This is a genomic window from Levilactobacillus tongjiangensis, assembly GCF_003946345.1.
Taxonomy (GTDB): domain Bacteria; phylum Bacillota; class Bacilli; order Lactobacillales; family Lactobacillaceae; genus Levilactobacillus; species Levilactobacillus tongjiangensis.
This window is the reverse complement of sequence record NZ_RHNY01000015.1, coordinates 1-17,819: the sequence shown is the minus strand read 5'-3', so window position 1 is coordinate 17,819 and position 17,819 is coordinate 1. Positions and strand designations below refer to the sequence as shown.

15 protein-coding genes and 1 pseudogene are annotated in these 17,819 nt (G+C 47.8%); 14 read left to right on the top strand and 2 right to left on the bottom strand.

What is annotated here, in order from left to right:
* Nucleotides 1–6 precede the first annotated feature (6 nt).
* Entirely contained in the window at nucleotides 7–666 is a 660-nt protein-coding gene (rpoE, locus tag EKM75_RS09420) for a DNA-directed RNA polymerase subunit delta (protein ID WP_125684078.1), read from the top strand.
* Nucleotides 667–837: 171 nt separating this feature from the next.
* Nucleotides 838–2,445: a CTP synthase gene (locus EKM75_RS09415; RefSeq protein ID WP_125694058.1), complete on the top strand. Its 1,608-nt coding sequence runs from the start codon at nucleotides 838–840 to the stop codon at nucleotides 2,443–2,445.
* A 679-nt stretch (nucleotides 2,446–3,124) separates the two neighbouring features.
* On the opposite strand, the gene EKM75_RS09410 is transcribed toward EKM75_RS09415, so the two are convergent.
* Nucleotides 3,125–3,544 (bottom strand): MarR family winged helix-turn-helix transcriptional regulator, encoded by a 420-nt coding sequence (locus tag EKM75_RS09410; protein WP_125694056.1) that lies wholly within the window; start codon nucleotides 3,542–3,544, stop codon nucleotides 3,125–3,127.
* Nucleotides 3,545–3,684: 140 nt separating this feature from the next.
* Here EKM75_RS09410 and alsS point away from each other — a divergent pair, with 140 nt between their 5' ends.
* The 3 genes from alsS (at nucleotide 3,685) to EKM75_RS09395 (ending at nucleotide 7,587) form a co-directional block, all read left to right on the top strand.
* Entirely contained in the window at nucleotides 3,685–5,361 is a 1,677-nt protein-coding gene (gene alsS / locus EKM75_RS09405) for an acetolactate synthase AlsS (protein WP_125694054.1), read from the top strand.
* Between the two features lie 14 nt (nucleotides 5,362–5,375).
* Complete coding sequence (budA, locus tag EKM75_RS09400) at nucleotides 5,376–6,086, top strand: acetolactate decarboxylase (protein ID WP_125694052.1); 711 nt, start codon at nucleotides 5,376–5,378, stop codon at nucleotides 6,084–6,086.
* Between the two features lie 247 nt (nucleotides 6,087–6,333).
* Nucleotides 6,334–7,587 (top strand): hypothetical protein, encoded by a 1,254-nt coding sequence (locus tag EKM75_RS09395; protein ID WP_125694050.1) that lies wholly within the window; start codon nucleotides 6,334–6,336, stop codon nucleotides 7,585–7,587.
* 116 nt (nucleotides 7,588–7,703) lie between these two features.
* Here EKM75_RS09395 and EKM75_RS09390 read toward each other — a convergent pair whose 3' ends face one another.
* Nucleotides 7,704–10,037, bottom strand: a complete 2,334-nt coding sequence (locus EKM75_RS09390; RefSeq protein WP_125694048.1) for an ABC transporter ATP-binding protein/permease — start codon at nucleotides 10,035–10,037, stop codon at nucleotides 7,704–7,706.
* Between the two features lie 288 nt (nucleotides 10,038–10,325).
* Here EKM75_RS09390 and EKM75_RS09385 point away from each other — a divergent pair, with 288 nt between their 5' ends.
* The 9 genes and pseudogenes from EKM75_RS09385 (at nucleotide 10,326) to EKM75_RS09345 (ending at nucleotide 17,682) form a co-directional block, all read left to right on the top strand.
* Nucleotides 10,326–10,862, top strand: a complete 537-nt coding sequence (locus EKM75_RS09385) for a TetR/AcrR family transcriptional regulator (protein ID WP_125694046.1) — start codon at nucleotides 10,326–10,328, stop codon at nucleotides 10,860–10,862.
* A 126-nt stretch (nucleotides 10,863–10,988) separates the two neighbouring features.
* The gene (locus tag EKM75_RS09380; protein WP_125694044.1) at nucleotides 10,989–12,275 is read left to right on the top strand and encodes a UDP-N-acetylglucosamine 1-carboxyvinyltransferase; all 1,287 of its coding nucleotides are present in this window, start codon (nucleotides 10,989–10,991) and stop codon (nucleotides 12,273–12,275) included.
* Between the two features lie 100 nt (nucleotides 12,276–12,375).
* Nucleotides 12,376–12,627 (top strand): type B 50S ribosomal protein L31, encoded by a 252-nt coding sequence (locus tag EKM75_RS09375; RefSeq protein WP_125694042.1) that lies wholly within the window; start codon nucleotides 12,376–12,378, stop codon nucleotides 12,625–12,627.
* Nucleotides 12,628–12,740: 113 nt separating this feature from the next.
* The gene (locus EKM75_RS09370) at nucleotides 12,741–13,121 is read left to right on the top strand and encodes a hypothetical protein (RefSeq protein WP_125694040.1); all 381 of its coding nucleotides are present in this window, start codon (nucleotides 12,741–12,743) and stop codon (nucleotides 13,119–13,121) included.
* Nucleotides 13,122–13,322: 201 nt separating this feature from the next.
* Complete coding sequence (locus EKM75_RS09365; protein WP_125694038.1) at nucleotides 13,323–14,045, top strand: class A sortase; 723 nt, start codon at nucleotides 13,323–13,325, stop codon at nucleotides 14,043–14,045.
* Nucleotides 14,046–14,546: 501 nt separating this feature from the next.
* Nucleotides 14,547–14,996: an LPXTG cell wall anchor domain-containing protein gene (locus EKM75_RS09360; protein ID WP_164508781.1), complete on the top strand. Its 450-nt coding sequence runs from the start codon at nucleotides 14,547–14,549 to the stop codon at nucleotides 14,994–14,996.
* 14 nt (nucleotides 14,997–15,010) lie between these two features.
* On the top strand, nucleotides 15,011–15,793 hold the full coding sequence (locus EKM75_RS09355) for a WxL domain-containing protein (protein ID WP_164508780.1): 783 nt from the start codon (nucleotides 15,011–15,013) through the stop codon (nucleotides 15,791–15,793).
* Nucleotides 15,794–15,834: 41 nt separating this feature from the next.
* Nucleotides 15,835–16,536 carry a WxL domain-containing protein gene (locus EKM75_RS09350; protein ID WP_125694032.1) on the top strand — a complete coding sequence of 234 codons (702 nt, stop codon included), beginning with the start codon at nucleotides 15,835–15,837 and terminating at the stop codon, nucleotides 16,534–16,536.
* 54 nt (nucleotides 16,537–16,590) lie between these two features.
* Nucleotides 16,591–17,682 (top strand): annotated as a pseudogene (locus EKM75_RS09345) (DUF916 and DUF3324 domain-containing protein).
* Nucleotides 17,683–17,819 lie beyond the last annotated feature (137 nt).

Below are 17,819 nucleotides of genomic sequence, written 5' to 3'. Positions count from 1 at the left end.
ACCAGTTTGGAATTAAAAGTCTTTGAGGGCCAGAATAAAAAGGAATTATCAATGATCGAAGTTGCTCACGCCATTTTGTCTCAGCACGGCGACGTGATGGGGTTTGCCGACTTAGCTAACGCCGTCCAATCATACTTGGGCGACAGCGACGAAGAGATTCGTGACCGGCTGTCCCAATTCTATACGGATTTAAATGTCGATGGTAGTTTCATTTCTCTGGGTGATAACCTTTGGGGACTGCGAACTTGGTATCCGTTTGAATCCATCGATGAAGCAACGGTTCACGCTGAGGAAGATGAAGATCAACCTAAGCGTAAGAAGCGTAAGAAGGTTAACGCCTTCTTGGCTGACACGACAGATGACGATGATGTGATCGACTACGATGATGATGATCCCGAAGACGACGACAACAGCAGTTATGCTGATGACGACGATGACGATGATGACACCACCACCGGCTCAACACCAGACCTGGGCAAGCTCCAGACTGGTTTGGGTATCGACGACGATGACGAAGAAGACGGTTCGGAAGATATTCCGGACGGTATCGAAGACCAGCTTTCCCAAATGGAAACGCCGGACGACGATGACGACGAAAGTCTCGACTTCTCCGCTGACGACGACGAAGCCGACGATGATGAAGATGACGACGAACAACAGAAATAAATTTTCTAAGTTCGCTTGACCTCCTCCCCAAAAGCAGGTATTATATTTTTTGGGCTCCTTGCTACTTGGTAGTGAGGACAACTGGACGGTAAGCTCCCTATTCGCTAGGAATAGGGAGCTTTTTTTATGGTTTTCCAACCAACCCTAAATAATCTTACAAGGAGTTTGCACATGACCAAATATATTTTTGTGACTGGCGGCGTGGTTTCATCACTAGGTAAGGGGATTGTTGCCGCTTCCCTAGGACGGCTTTTAAAGAACCGTGGTTTAAACGTAACCATTCAGAAATTCGATCCGTACATCAACGTGGATCCCGGCACGATGAACCCTTATCAACATGGGGAAGTCTTCGTGACCGACGATGGGACCGAAACGGATTTGGACTTGGGTCATTACGAACGTTTCATTGACAACAATCTGAACAAATATTCTAACGTGACGACTGGTAAGATTTACTCCGAAGTTTTGGAGAAGGAACGTCGCGGTGACTATCTGGGAGCAACTGTGCAAGTGATTCCTCATATCACCGGGATGATTAAAGAAAAAATTATGCGGGCCGGTAAGACGCTGGGCGCAGACTTTGTGATTACCGAAATTGGTGGGACTGTTGGGGATATTGAATCACAACCATTTCTTGAGGCCATTCGGCAAATGAAGTCCGAAGTTGGTGACGAAAACGTGGTTTACATTCACACCACGTTAGTACCAACGCTGCATGCCGCACACGAAATGAAGACGAAACCAACGCAACATTCCGTGCGTGAACTGCGGAGCATCGGGATTCAACCAAACATTTTGGTAGTCCGGACGGAAGCCCACATTACGGATGATATGCGACGTAAAATCGCCTTGTTCTGTGACGTGCAACCTTCAGCAGTTATTGAATCAATGGATGTGCCAACAATCTACTCAATTCCATTGTTGTTACAGGAACAGGGCTTAGACCAAATCGTCTTAGACCATTTCAAGGTGGAAGCACCAAAGGCTGACATGACGAAGTGGGCAGCGATGGTTGACCACATGCAAAATCTGACGCGGACTATCAAGATTGCGTTAGTGGGTAAGTACGTTGGCTTACATGATGCGTACATTTCCGTGGCGGAAGCCCTACAACATGCCGGTTACCCGGTTGATGCCAACATCGACTTACAGATGGTCGACGCTGAAAAGATTACAGAAGGCACGGTTGCTGATATCTTAGGCGACGTTGATGGTGTCGTGGTTCCCGGTGGTTTCGGGGATCGTGGAATTGAAGGCATGATTACTGCCATCAAGTACGTGCGGGAACAAGATATTCCTTACCTGGGGATTTGCCTGGGAATGCAGATGGCCAGCATTGAATTTGCTCGCGACGTTCTTGGTTACAAGGATGCCAACTCAACGGAAATGGATCCTGAAACTAGCCACAAGATCATTGACCTGATGGCTGACCAGACGGACGTCCATGAAATGGGTGGGACCCAGCGTTTAGGCCTGTACCCTTGCAAGTTGAAGCCAGGTTCGAAAGCCGCTGCAGCTTACGATAACCAGGCGATGGTGGAAGAACGTCACCGTCACCGTTATGAATTCAACAACCAATACCGCGATGAAATGATTGCCAAGGGATTGGTCTTCTCTGGGACTTCTCCTGACGACCATTTGGTTGAAGTCATTGAATTACCAGAAAAGAAGTTCTTCGTGGCAGCCCAATACCATCCAGAATTCTTATCACGGCCAGAGCGGCCAGAAGGCTTGTTCCGTGACTTCATTGCCGCTGCTAGCAAGGAAGTTAAGGACTAAGTTTTAAATGACTTAATTATGAAATTGAGGAAGCCCCACCACCAAGCGTTGATAAAACGCTTGGTGGTGGGGCTTCTTTTTGTCTGTAGTTCAGATATATTAATTTAAATTTGTAAACTTTACTTGAATGAGTTCAGCGGAAACGCTGTTTAAACTTTATATAACACAAGATAACAGCCATATCTTGCATATTTGGGAATGATAGTGTGATTTTAATTGAGGTCTAAAGATTGAAAACATTGAAACACCAATTATGCCTGATACAACAGGAATCGGGTATTGGTGTTTAGTCAGAAATAGTGGGAAATTGCCGCTTGTCCGTTCGCCAGATTTGTACCGAAACACGGTGGGAAGGACAAAAGGACGGTCTTGTTCCTCGCTTGAAGCCGCAAAACACGTCCTCGGCTGCCTAGTAGAGCGCCAATGATACTGGATAAGTGCTGTCATCCGAGTATTTATACTAGCTTAGTTTCCAAGAACCCGTTTAACCGGAGGCGGTCAGAGGTGGAGCCAGCTGTGTCAACGGTGTTAGCCGATTTTCGGCTTACAGCGTGGGACGTGTTTGGAGACTGGTGGTTTTTCCAGGCTTCAAACCGAGCCGAAGGACCGCTTTTCAGGCCGGAGGCGTTCCCCACAGCAGGCGGAATCTCTGACAGCCGCAGGTGGCCAATTAACCAGTTTATTTTTCAACAATACTAGCTACAGCGGCTTCGATGGCGGGAATTAGGGGACTTTGTGCATCGATGCCGGTTTCATCGAACCGGGCCTGCCACCAGCTCCGACGAATAGTTTGTACTTGGTCAACCACGGTTTCACCCGTGGCGGTCAGTGAGAGCAACTGGGCTTTACCGGCCCCGGCGGTCTTAGTCAGGTAGGTTAAGTTTTGGAGTTTATTGACCTCTCTAGTGGTCAATCCCTTGTCGATGACCAGTGACTTGGCCACCTGGTTCTGATTAATACCGGGCTGTTCGTGAATCGTGAGCAACACGCAGGCGGCGGTGGGGTTCAGTCCCAATTCGGCGAACGCCTCACGCGTATCTTTATAATATTTACGGTGCAGGATGGAAATGTCCTGAGCCAGGTAGCCTAAGTCTTTCATTTGAAACTCCTTTCGAAATGATGTGTTGACAAAACAACACAACCTGATTATCATAGTTCTATGTTGACTTGTCAACACGAACGGATTTTTAAACTTAATTAGCAGAATAGAAGAAAATATATAAAAGTGAGGTAATCTCCATGGCAGACACGAAAACGGGTGCGCAAGCCCTAATTCAAAGCATGATCAATCAAGGAATCAAGTACGTTTTTGGTATTCCGGGTGCTAAGGTCGATCAACTGTTTGAAGGACTCCAGTATAGCAAAGATCCACGGACTCCTAAACTAGTTGTTACCCGTCATGAACAAAACGCTGCGCTGATTGCTGCGGGAATTGGTCGTTTGACTGGTAAGCCTGGTGTGGTAGCCACTACCTCTGGCCCGGGTGTCTCCAACCTGACGACTAGTCTGATTACGGCGACAGCCGAAGGGGATCCGGTTATCGCTCTGGGTGGTCAGGTTCCTCAAGATGACTTAGCGCGGTTGACCCATCAAAGCATTCCCAGCAAGGAATTGATGGATGCCGCCACGAAGTCTAGTGTGGAAGTCCAAAACGCTGACAGCCTGTCTGAAACATTTGCCAACGCTTATCAGACGGCCGTTGCCCCTAAGGCTGGGGCAACCTTCGTGTCACTGCCGCAAAACGTGTTGAGCGCTGCAGTGACTCGTCCAGAAATTGGTGCCGTGCCAGTCGTCAATCAGGGTGTCGCTGATGAAGCCACTGTGGCCAGTATCGTTGCTAAGATTCAGGCGGCTAAGTTGCCCGTTATCTTGGCTGGGATGCGTGCTTCGGCGAACGACGTAACGGCAGCCATTCGGGACTTGTTGAAGCGGGTTGATTTGCCCGTCGTTGAGACGTTCCAGGGGGCCGGCGTGGTGTCCCGTGACCTGGTCGCTAACTACTTTGGGCGAGTCGGTTTGTTCCGTAACCAAGTGGGGGATAACCTGTTGAAACGCAGTGACCTAGTGATTACCGTTGGTTACGATCCCGTGGAATATGAAGCACGGATTTGGAATACCGACCGAACTGGTGAAGTCATCAGTTTGGACAGTGTGGTGCCAGAGATCACAACGGATTACCAGCCAGAAATGGTGGTTCACGCTGACGTTGCCAAGACCCTCGATGCCATTGCGGCCAAATTGCCTAGCGATTGGAAACTAGCCCCGGCCGTTCAGACTGAACTGACCGATCTTTGGCAAAAATTCACTGATCAGGCGGAAGTACCAGCGGCGGATGACGTGCACGGCATCCATCCGTTAGCCATTATCAAGGCATTGCAAGCGGCCGTGGATGATGACACCACGGTCACCGCCGACGTCGGTAGTTTTTACATTTGGATGGCCCGGTATTTCCGGAGCTATCAACCCCGGCATTTACTCTTCAGTAACGGGATGCAAACGTTAGGGGTGGCATTACCGTGGGCCATTGCGGCGGCGCTTGAACGACCAGGTCAACCGGTCGTCTCCGTTGCGGGTGACGGTGGATTCCTCTTTTCCGGTCAGGAATTAGAAACGGCCGTTCGCTTGAAGTTACCAATCGTCCAACTCATTTGGGATGATGGGCACTATGACATGGTGCGGTTCCAGGAAATCGCGAAGTACGGCCACGACGCCGGCGTAGACTTCGGTCCCGTCGATTACGTGAAATACGCTGAGAGTTTTGGTGCCAAGGGTGTGCGCGTTGACCACGCTGCTGACTTAGCGGGTACGTTGGCTGCAGCGATGCACACTGATGGCCCAATCGTGATTCAGATCCCGGTTGACTACCGTGATAATCTTAAATTGAAGTCCTTACTTTTGGAAGACGTTTTAAACTAAAGGAGCCATGCGGAATGGATACGACAAAATTATTTCAACACGGGACGTTAGCCCTGTTGGTGCCGGGCCTTTTGACCGGGACCCTCACGATGAAAGAATTGCTTCAGCACGGGGACACCGGCATTGGCACCGGTGAAGGCTTGGATGGTGAGCTGATCATTTTAGATGGGCAACCCTATCAAATCAACAGTCGTGGCGAGGTGAAGGTCGTTGGTGACGACTTTACGTTGCCATTTGCAAACAGTCACTTTGCCGACTACCAACCCTTAATGACGGTGGAAAATGCCAGCAAAACCGCTTTTAATCAACAGATTCTGGCGTTAAGCAAGCTAGATAATGCGTTCTTCTCGGTCAAAGCAACGGGAACCTTTACCAACGTGAAGACCCGGGCCGTGGCTAAGTCGAGCCAGCCTTACCAGTCCTTGGCAGAAACCGCTAAGAATCAGAGTGTGTTCACTCGTGATAGCGTTCAAGGAACCTTGATTGGCTACTACTCACCGCAGTTGTTTGATGGCATTGCGGTCGGTGGTTTTCATCACCATTTCCTGACAGACGATCGGAGCTTTGGTGGCCACTTGCTGGACTTTGAAACGGTGACTGGTGAAGTTAGCGTTCAACCGTTCAGCACGTTGGAACAACACTTACCCATTGATGATCCGGACTACCGAGCCCACGACTTCGCTGAAGATAACATCAAGGAAGACGTGCATCAAGCAGAGGGCTAACCAATTAATCATGAATTCAAACAGTGTCGCATTATTTCTTAGGTTTACTGGGGAGTAATGCGACATTTTTTTGATAAATGACACTACGCTTTTTCCAGTCGTGGGTGTATTCTTAGTATGTAAATGGTTGTTATTTTTGATTCTAAAATATCACAGTACATAACTACAGTTGGCAGAGGGGGCCCGTTCATCGTGCGATAAGTACAGACCGGCCGCTTTTAATTTGTCAAAATAGAGGAGAACGACAATGAAAACCAAAGTCAAATTAGTGGGGTTAGCGTTGTTAGCCATGATGGTCGTGAGCGGTTGCCACGCTAGGCAAAATGCCGGCCAGTCGGAAACAAAGTTGGCTGATCAGCCCCAACCGTCCAAGTTGACGACGGCACTGAAGCCGGCTAGTCAAAAAGCAGCGGAGGATGCCGGTACGCGGAGCAATCAGCAGATGACTTATTCACGGTTTTACTATCATCAAAACCATTGGCGCTGGGCATTGACTGCCAAGGGCAAGACAATCGTTAAGGGAATCGTAACGACGAGTCAGAAGAAAGATTCTGACCAGAAGCTGACAATTAAGCGGAACAATGGTCAGAAGATGGCGTTGACCCTGTCGTGGCTGGATGGTGGGCTGCATTCTTACAGTCTTAAAAGCAGTGCCCCCAAGTTGAGTCGAAACTTCATTATTGGCGATGATGGAACGGCCTGGACGAAGGGGGTTCCTTCAGAACTGAAAGGGACTTGGGAGACTGGCATTTATGATGCCAAGCGATTGAATTTAGGCGGGAAGCTGGACAGTAGCAGTTCCTCGGTAGACAAACAAATGCTTAAAGAAAAGACCTATTTTTATATTCTTGATACGACCCTCGATGGCTTGAATAATAGTTATGATCAGCAAGGAAATAAGGTCAGTGATGGTGCTGGTTGGGGTGCCAACTCGGCTGTGTCTTACAAAAAGTTGACTGGTGGCGACTATCTGCTGAAGTCATATTGGGCTGGTCGGAAAGTCGCCCCAGATGTTTATCGGGTCAACCTGACTGGTAACCGGTTGAAATTAATTGATACGGTGGGGGATATCCCATTGATGACCCGGAAATCAACCAAGAATACGCCAGTAGTGGACGATGAGTCTAGTTCTAGTGACACTGATTCGGACAGCACAAGTTCAGCTACTACGGCTACGACTAATCGTACTGATACCAATAATTTAACGACAGCTCAGGTGAATGATTGGGTTTGGACGAATATGCTGAAAGATGATCTTAAAGGCAATCCGGATAAATTTGCGCAAAGCGACTATTTGTTTATGCAAAACATGAATAAAAAAGGCACTTTAGATATTGACGTTCGTGAAAATCATTCGACCAGACGGATGCAAGAGGCTGGTGCATCTCCTGATATCGATCCCAGGGTGGCATCTTACGAAATTAATGCCAAGGGAGAATTGATGAAGCAAGATATAGTTACAGGGAAATACAAAGTCGTTTCAACCCAATACGGCGAATAATTTTCAAGCGTGAAGCAGTCCTGTTAATGGGTTAGTTGTTACCAGCCAGCCCAATAGACAGCAAAAAAACGACCTCCCCAACTGAGGGGGGAGGTCGTTTTAAGTGTATTTAGAAATTATTCAGAACGTAACGCAGTCGCCGCGTCCTTCTTGGCCGCCATCCGTGCGGGGATGTGACCACCTAACATTGTCAGGACGGTGCTGATGATAATCAACACGATACCGTGAACGGGGTTCAGGTGGGCAACGTTGCTCAAGTCAGTGATGTTTTTCAGCACCACGTTGATTGGGAACGTCAACAACCAGGCAATGACGACACCCAGTGCACCAGAACCGACACCCAGGATAAAGGTTTCAGCATCGAAGACGCGGGTAATATCTTTCTTCCGAGCACCTAATGCTTTCAAAATCCCAATTTCCTTGGTCCGTTCAAGAACGGAAGTGTAGGTGATGATGGCAATCATAATCATACTGGTTACCAGCGAGATACCCGCAAAGGCAACCAATACGTAGGTAATGGCATCCATCAAGCCACCAGTCAGGCTGGAAACGGTCCCGGCCATATCGGTGTAGATCACCTTGTCAGACTTGCTCTTACCCTTGTTGTATTTGTCGAGGTACTTCAACACTTTATCCTTGTTTTTAAAGGTGTTGGGGTAGATCAAAATGCTAGCAGGCGTGGTGGAGCCACCTAAGTAGCTGACTAACGATTGCTTCGTGGTCTTATCCACGCTTTGGCCCGTAATGACGTTGTCACTGGCCTTCTTTTGGGCTTTAACGATCTTGGAACCTTTATTTGCTTGAATGATGTTCTGCGTTAACTTGTCGCTGTATGCAATTCCGGAGGCCAGCACATTTTCAGAGGACTTCGCTTTGACCTTCACGATACCGGCAACCTTTAACGTCATGTTGTGGCTGTTGTTGTACAAGGCATTTGTGGCCTTGTTCGGTACATAATTACCAGTAGGGAGGCTTTGATAGTAGTCGTTGTTATTGACGACCTTGATCTTGGTACCCACGATTTTACCGTAGCTAAACTTCTGGTTGTCCTTGGCAGTGTACCCCAGGTTCTTCAACGCGTTGATGTTGGTTGAGCCATCCCGGTCAACGATTAGGATAATGTCGTTGGCGCTCTTAGGATACGAACCAGAAACCAACTTGTAGTGTTTCTTCAAGAAGTTGATCCCACCATCGTTGGCGCTGGGGTAGACGGAACCGCCGACACCAGTGGAAGCAGACATGGCTGATTGCATAGCGCTGGAGCTGCTAGAACTACTGTTATCGACGTTGGAGAAGGAGACCGTCTTAGTCTTACCGTCGACTTGGCGTAATAGGTTCATCCCAGTCGAGTAGGTGTACGTCACGTTCTTGCTTAAATTCTTGTCGAGTTTTTTAACGTAGTTTAAGTAACTCTTGGTAAGCTTGTTGGTGTGAGTCGCCTTGTCCTGCTGGCTGACTTTAGCCGTCACGTGTTTGGCGTTGTTGGCCTTCACTTTGTCATTGCCCTGGGTACCGGTGGTGCTGGTAGCGGTCTGTGAAATCGTGACGGGGAACTGGGCCAAGGTGTTGGCCTGAGTCTTATTGATCTGCGTCTGGAATCCGTTGGACAGGGCCAAGACGACGGCAATACCGATGATCCCAATACTGGAAGCGAAGGCTGTCAGAGCGGTCCGCCCCTTCTTAGTCCGGATATTATTGAAGGAAAGCTTCAAAGCTGTCCAGAAGGTCATCCGTGTCTTCTTCAGCTTAAATTGTTCGGCATCGGCATGTTCATTGTAGGGGTTTGAGTCGTTTTGAATCTTACCGTCTGCGAATTCGATGATCCGGTCGGCGTATTGCCGAGCCAAGTCAGGGTTATGCGTCACCATGATGACCAATCGTTCAGCGGAAAGTTCCTTGATCAGCTGCATGATTTCGTTGCTGGTCTCGGTATCCAGGGCACCGGTTGGTTCGTCACAGAGCAGAATCTCTGGCTCATTGGCAATCGCCCGAGCAATGGCGACCCGTTGTAGTTGGCCACCAGAAAGTTGGTTAGGTTTTTTATTGATGTGTTCGGTTAGACCAACGCGGTCCAGGGCCTTAAGCGCCTTTTCCTTCTTTTCCTGGTTAGAGACCCCACTCAGAGTCATCCCCATTTCAACGTTGTCGAGAATGCTTAGGTGGCTGATAATGTTGTAGCTTTGGAAGATGAAACCAACGGAATTGTTCCGGTAGGCGTCCCAGTCGGAGGCAGAAAAGTCCTTGGTAGACTTACCTTCAATGGCAAGGTCACCAGAATCGTAAATGTCCAAGCCGCCAATACCGTTCAGCATGGTCGTTTTCCCAGAGCCACTAGGCCCCAGGATGGCCACAAATTCTTGGGAACGGAAGGCAACGGAGACGTCGTCCAGGGCCTTCGTGACGGAATCGCCCACGTGGTAGTACTTTTTGATATGTTTGAGTTCCAGCATTTGAAATTATCCTTCCAATTTTTGATTTTGGCTGTTGTTGTTTCGATTTTTCTGATAAAATGGCATTATTGCAACACCGTGTCTTATATCATAAAAACAAATGGTCGACAGAACAAGCGTCAATGTTGACGGAAGTGTTGTAAACACAACAGTTTTTATGAAAATGTTGTTTTGATACTTACGCACACCGTGTTTTGCGGTCCCTACCATACCATAGAAATAGTGGTGACAGCACGTAATATCTCTCGTGGTCGGGCCGGTGTGTGGCACAATTAGGAGTGAAAATCTATGGTTGGTGTGAAAAATAATCGGCGCGCCCAGTATACACAGGGGATCATTCAACAAACTGTCCTATCATTACTGGAGAGTAAACCGATTAACGCCATTTCGGTGACGGAAGTTTGCGCGCAGGCTGATGTGAACCGCACAACGTTCTATCGGTACTATACAGACATCTATGACTGCGTTGCGAGCATTGAGAAGGCCTTTGTGTCGTCGTTAAACCCTCTAGAGGGGGCAACGCCAACACAGGCGTTAGAACACCTGTTAACGGCGTTCTATGGAGACAAGAAGTTAAGTAACTTGGTGTTTGTTGAAGGCAAAACGAAACTATTAGAACGGATGCAGGAACTGATGCGGCGAAATGGCCCGGAACCGCCACTGATTGACGATTACCAGGGAACCTACATTGGCGCCGGTTTGCAAAGTATCCTTAAAAAATGGGTCAAGGACGGGATGCCTGAGACACCCCGTCAATTGACACAAATTATTATTGACACCATTCTAGCCAAGGACCTTGATGACTTACGAGACCAGGTCTTGTAGTCACGGAATATTACATTTTGCGTGAAATGCCGGGAAACAGTTGTCTTTTTGCCTGGTATTATTTATCATGGTATCTGACTGTATGGAATTATATGGAAGATAAATTTAAGTGAGGAACACATCACAATGAAGAAAATGATTATTCATGGCGGCCAGCGCCTTTCTGGAGAAGTGACGATTGGCGGCGCCAAAAATAGCACAGTAGCATTAATTCCGGCAGCAATTCTAGCTGATACCCCGGTGCGTTTTGATATGGTACCGGATATTCTCGATGTGCATAACTTAATGCTTATTTTGAAATCAATGAATGTGCAATCAACCTTTGAAGATGGGGTCCTCACCATTGACCCAACGGAAATCGTCGAAGCACCGTTACCCAGCAAGGCTATCAAGAGCTTGCGTGCGTCGTATTATTTTATGGGGTCCTTGTTGGGGCGGTTCCAACGGGCCACGCTGAGTTTTCCAGGCGGCGACAACATTGGGCCACGGCCAATTGACCAACACATCAAGGCGTTCAAGGCCTTGGGTGCCCAAGTTGACGAGCACGACGGGACGGTTCGGATCACCACGGGGCCAGAGGGCCTGCATGGTGCGCGGATTTTCTTGGACATGGTTTCGGTCGGCGCAACGATCAACTCAATTCTGGCAGCGGTTAAAGCAGTTGGAACGACGGTGATTGAGAACGCTGCGAAGGAACCAGAGATTATCGACATTGCGACCTTTTTAAACAACATGGGGGCACACGTTCGTGGTGCTGGTACCGACGTTATTCGGATCGAAGGGGTCCCAACGTTACGGGCCATGAACACTCACACCATTATTCCTGATCGGATCGAAGCTGGGACGTATTTGTCCATGGCAGCGGCTGTTGGGGATGGCGTGGTGTTAAAGAATGTGATTCCAGAACACTTGGAGGCCTTTACCGCTAAGATGATTGAAATGGGCGTGCCTCTGGAGATCAACGAAGACAGTATTTACGTGCCGCGGTCCGAGGACTTACAGCCCATTCAGGTTAAGACGATGCCGTTCCCTGGTTTTGCCACGGATCTACAGCAGCCATTGACGCCGCTGTTGTTTAAGGCAGACGGGAGTAGTGTGGTCATTGATACCATCTACCCTAAGCGGATTAAGCACATTGCGGAGTTACGGAAGATGGGGGCCCACATTCGTTCTGAAGAGGGCACCATTATCATTGATCCGAGCGATGACTTAGTCGGCAGCTCAGTTCAGGCTGGCGAGATTCGGGCCGGGGCATCACTGGTGATTGCCGGGCTGATGGCCGAAGGTGACACAGAGATTAGTCAGGCAGATAATATTTTGCGCGGCTATGATCGAATTGTCGAAAAATTAACGGCGCTAAACGCCGACGTAGAAATCGTTGATGATAGTTTGGTTGAAAACGGCCAAGATTAAGCATTGCCGCGATTATAATTTCATGGTATAATTCAACGGTTGACGATTAAATCAATCTCTGATCCAGTAGATGGATCAGGGCAAAGGAGCGAAATACATTATGAAGCAAGGAATTCATCCAGATTACCACGAAGTTGTGTTCCAAGACTCAAGTACTGGTTTTAAGTTCTTGTCTGGTTCAACTGCAACTTCTGACGAAACGGTTGAATGGGAAGACGGTAACACGTACCCATTGATCCGTGTCGAAATTACTTCTGATTCCCACCCATTCTACACTGGTAAGCAAAAGTTTACTACGGCCGATGGTGCTGTGGACCGTTTCAACAAGAAGTATGGTTTATCCAACGACTAATTATAAAATTTATGATTTGTCTTGCCGGCGACAGTTCAACTGTTGCCGGTTTTTTGTGGAATGAAACTGCTAAACTTTAGAGAGATAGTCTATTTAATTTAGGAGATGGCAAGATGTATCGTAAAGCGATAGCAGCGTTATTGCTAGTCGGCAGCTTGGGATTGGGCAGTCTGGTTAGTGGTAATACTCAGGCGCAAGCGGCTAAGTGGCATAAGGGCGCTCCCAAGATTGCCCGTGGTCATTGGCACGACAAAGATGTGATGCGGGGTCGCATGGGTGAAACGATGTATATCAGTAAGAAACTATTTGTTTTAGACGATAATGATCCGCACCTCACCCACTTGAAATACAAGAAAATGGGGAGTCACCGGTACAAGTTCCGTGGCTATGAATTTGAAGCTGGAAAGTATCAATCGACAGTGACGATGCACTTTATCAATAGACATCGTGTGACTTTTAAGCAATATGGTCATCGTTCGACCCTTTATAGATAAAGCTGACAAAGAGTCGTCCTTCCATATAGGGAGAACGACTCTTTGAAGTTAGGCGTCTTTGGGGGGCAGTGCAACCTGGTAGCTGACAAAGTTCTAACGAATAAACCCGTTCTCGGTGTATTCGGCTTTGTTTTAGTCAGTAAAGGGCGTAAAATACAAAAGCGAAGAGACCGAATTATTTGGGGAATGGAGTATGTAATTATGGCAGACAATAACAAGCAAGCACCCAAAAAACAGAGGAAGAATCGGTGGCGATGGTTCTGGTCGACGCTATTTGTTCTGTTGATCGTGGTATCACTGGGCTTGATTTTCAACGAGCAGATTAAAAACTGGTTGATTTCTTCCTATCAACCCAAGATTACGCAGAAGTCCGTTAAGAAAAACGAGAAGAAAAAGGCATCGTTTGATTTCAGTAAGGTCAAGTCACTGGATTTCTCAACCGTAGCTAACGCGCGTTGGAACACGGCTGATATTCACGTGGTTGGGGAGATATTGATGCCCCAATCTAAGATTCACTTGCCGATTGCTCGAGGGGTCAGCAACGAGGTTCTCGCGTTAACAGCGGGGACCATGCGGCCGGACCAAAAGATGGGTGAGGGGAATTATCCGCTGGCTGGGCACCACATGAGCTCACAGACGATTCTGTTTAGTCCATTGTATTGGAAGACCCGGGTCGGGCAGACTATCTACCTAACCAATGCTAAAAAGGTTTTCGTGTACAAGGTGAGCGTGCGGAAATTTATTCCAGCAACCGACGTGAAAGTGGTTGATCAGACCAAGAAGAAGCTGGTGACCCTGATTACTTGTGACGCAACCGGTGCTAATCGATTGATGATTCGGGGAACTTACGTCAAACAGATGGCGTACAAGAATGCACCAGTTTCCGTACAAAAAGGCTTCCATAGCGGCTTTAACAATAAATAGTTTTATAAAAACGGCGTTTTCTTAGAGGTTTCTAAGAAAACGTCATTTTTTTTACATTTTTTGCTTTTTTTTGGAATAAAAAAAGCAGGATTGTTTTCATGGGTTCAAGCCATAAGCCATAAGGGTTTATAGTACATAGGATATACCTTAGATATGTTGTATAAGAACCCCATTACCCTATAATGTTCCGGGCGCTTTTTAAAATATTCACAAGGGATTTCGCGAATTGATTGCGTAATTAATATCGAAAATGTACGCAAAAACACTGATATAACAGTGTTTAATCTAAAAAATATAAATACGTATGAACTAAGGCACGGCGCGGCTTGACTGGGCTTCGTTCCCATTTTCACCACAGATTATAGATTGTGGACAAGTTAATTGGGTCGTGATAGTATATGCCCTGTAATCAGATGAGATTCGATTCGCCTTGCAAGACAGGTCCATTGGAAATGGTAATGAGTTGCTTGGAAAGATACGGACGTGAGGATGGGAACAGCGATGCGTTTTCAAAAACTAGGATTGCTGATACTGAGCCTGCTTATCGTCGGTTGGGGAATTCCAACAACTGCTCGAGCTGCTGACCAATCGTCAGGGGATGTTCAACAGTCGCATTACTCGGTCACTTTAACGCCACCTACAACACCAACGATCACGACACCTAGTGGTTCGGTTAGTGGGGGACATGACGGCGATCTAGTGAGCGGCGGTGGCGCTGACGATGGTAACCCCGGGACGACTTCGAAGCCCGTCAACACGAGTGCTTCAGGTGGTCAAGGAGCTACCGCGAGTCCGGCGACGGGCAGCAGCCCAACCAACCAGACTTCGAAGGGCCGCTTACCTCAGACTTCTGAGGCGTGGTTCGGCTTAGGTACGATGGCCGGTATCATATTGTTGCTTACGGTTTGGATAGGATTTTTGACGAGTAGACGGAAAAAGACAAAAAGTTGAGGGAGACTATAATGATGATGACTAAGAAAACTTTACAATTACTTGCTACTACTGCACTGCTTGCTGGGTTAGGTTTTAACACTGTTACTGCTAGTGCCGCAACGGTGAACCCAGCTGAAAAAGATGCAACTTCAGTTTCCAAGCAAACCCAAGCCAGTGTTAGCTTAACTGGTGGTGGCGATGAAGGTGGTAACGCTGCTGGTGGTATTCACTTGATCAGCGCTCCTAACGTTGCCTTCACTGGTACCTTAACTGGGGACAAGCAAACCCTGCACGATGTAACTTTCACTAATGAGCTGTTTGGAGACAAGACGAAGGCACCTAAAGAACTCAAAGATGGTGCCTTAGTTGTTGGGAACCAAGGTTATGAAACTGGTTGGAACGTTCAAGTATCCGCTGATGCATTTAATCTCAACAACCCAGTGGCTAAAGACGCTAATGTTACAAAAGACTCAAAGGTTCTGGCAGCTTCCCAACTGGTACTGGATGCTTCAAAAGTTAGCGCTACGGATGACAACAACCAAAGTAATTCTCCCCTTGGTAACAAGGTAACTTTGGAATCTGACGGTTCCACTGGTAACTTACCAATTTTCCAAGCCTCAGCTGGTAAAGGTATCGGGACTTGGATTTCTCAATTCGATAAGGCAACCAGCTCATTTGAAATTGCTGCTGGTAACAAGGCTGGTAACTATACTTCTAAATTGACTTGGACGTTAGCTAACACGCCTGACACGACTGGTGCAAGTACACAAACGCCATCAACTCCAGCACCAGCACAACCATCAACTGATAAATAACACACGCTAATCCGTTGCTATAAGCAAAGGAGGGCTGCGTAGTGACCAACAAAATAACTAAAATAGTGGCCTCATTTGCTTTGGCGTTCAGCCTTAGCGTGGGGTTGCTACAAAGCCCAGCGTCAGCCGATACGTACGGAACAACTGCTTCAACGAACCTGAAGCCCGGGGACACTAGTGGATCGGTGAAACCTGTCGATCCGGAAACACCGGAGAAACCCTTTCCCGGCGACCCAGGGGATTCAGGTAACGGAGGGACCGGTTCGACCGGCCCACTTACGTTGGATTACGTTCCGAACCTAACTTTCAAACAGGATTCTGTGACGGGCCAAGTGATTAACACGACCGCCGAGAATTCCAGAGCCTTTGTTCAGGTCAGTGACCGGCGCTATAATGGCGCCGGCTGGAAACTGTACCTAACGGCGGGGTCCCTGACTGGTCAAACTGACCATCATCAGGTGACTCACGGTGACTTAGCTCTGGGTCAGTCGACTTTTAAACCGAAGGCAGCAGGGACTGTCAGCGGGGCGCCAACCGTAACCGTTGGGGCAAAGCAAGACATGACGATGAATGTGGCGGAAATTGTGGCACACGCCGCACCGGACCACGGGTTAGGAACGTGGATGATGCGCATCAACGCAAATTCAAGTTTACCGGCGCGTCTGTTCGTCAATGCCGGCGAGGTAACCCAACAGCAACTTTACACGGGAGTATTGACCTGGCAGTTAACAGACACACCTTAAAAATGACGAGTTTTAAAGAATGCGGTGGCGACAGCTACCGCATTCTTTGTTACAATGAAACAAAAAAGAGAGTGGATATGGGAGGCCGAATTAATCATGAAAAAGTGGTTACGGTTATTGGTAACATTTGGGGCGTTACTGCTAGCGTTCGGATGGTTTCAGCAATCCGCACGCGCAGAAAGTGTCGGGTACACGGTTGGGGCCGTGCTACCAAAAAATCAGGACGACAAAAAGGTGACTTACTTTGCATTACGGGTTAAACCCAATCAGGAACAGAAGTTAGCCATTGTGATCAGTAATACGGGGAGTAAGAAAAAGACGTACCAGGTGGGAGTCAATCAGGCCGTCACCAACAGTAACGGGGTCGTTGATTACAGTATGGCGAGTCCTAAGCTAGATTCCTCGTTAAAAGTAGGAATTAAGGATTTGTTCGGTAGTAAAACCCAGCGGGTCACCGTTCCTGCTAAGAGCAAGCAAAAAGTCTACGTTTCTTACAAGATGCCTGCCAAGCGAATCGATGGGATGATTTTGGGTGGTATTTACGTCAAGCAACTCACGGCGAACGAAGCAGCCAGCAATAAAAAGGGTGTTAGCATCAAGAACGCCTTTGCTTACGTCATTGGTCTGCGACTTCGGGAGAGTGACGTGGACGTTGCGCCGGACATGAAGCTACTTTCGGTCGAGAACGGCCAGTCGAACAAGTACAACCAGGTTGAGGCTAACCTGTAGAACCCACGTCCGGGCTTGATGAGCAACTTGAAGGTCAAGACGAAGATTACGAAGCAGGGTGAAAGCAAAACCATTTTAAGCAACGAAAAGTCTTCCATGGCGATGGCACCAAACAGTAATTTCAATTACGCCATTCCGTGGGGGGACAAGCAGTTGAAGGCCGGTACCTATACGTTAACGCTGGATGCATACGCGCAAGGCGGGTATCATTGGCACTTCGTGAAGGACTTTAAGCTGACTCAGAAGAAGATTGGGCAATTACAAAACAAGTTCAACACACCGGCACCTAAGAAGAATTATTTCTGGTGGTTCGTAGCTGGTGGGGCCATCATCATTCTGTTATTGTTGATCATTATCTACTTGTTGTTGAAGAACAAGAAGCGTGATGACGATGATGATAAGGTAAGCAAAGACTAATAGGATTCACGGTAAGACTCGGTATCTAGTCAAGATACCGAGTTTTTTGGGCTCTTTGTCAACCGGTGTTGATGAAGGGATTTTCAGAGGTTCAATTCACTTTCGAATTGGACCTCTTTTTTGTATTCTGATTTTGA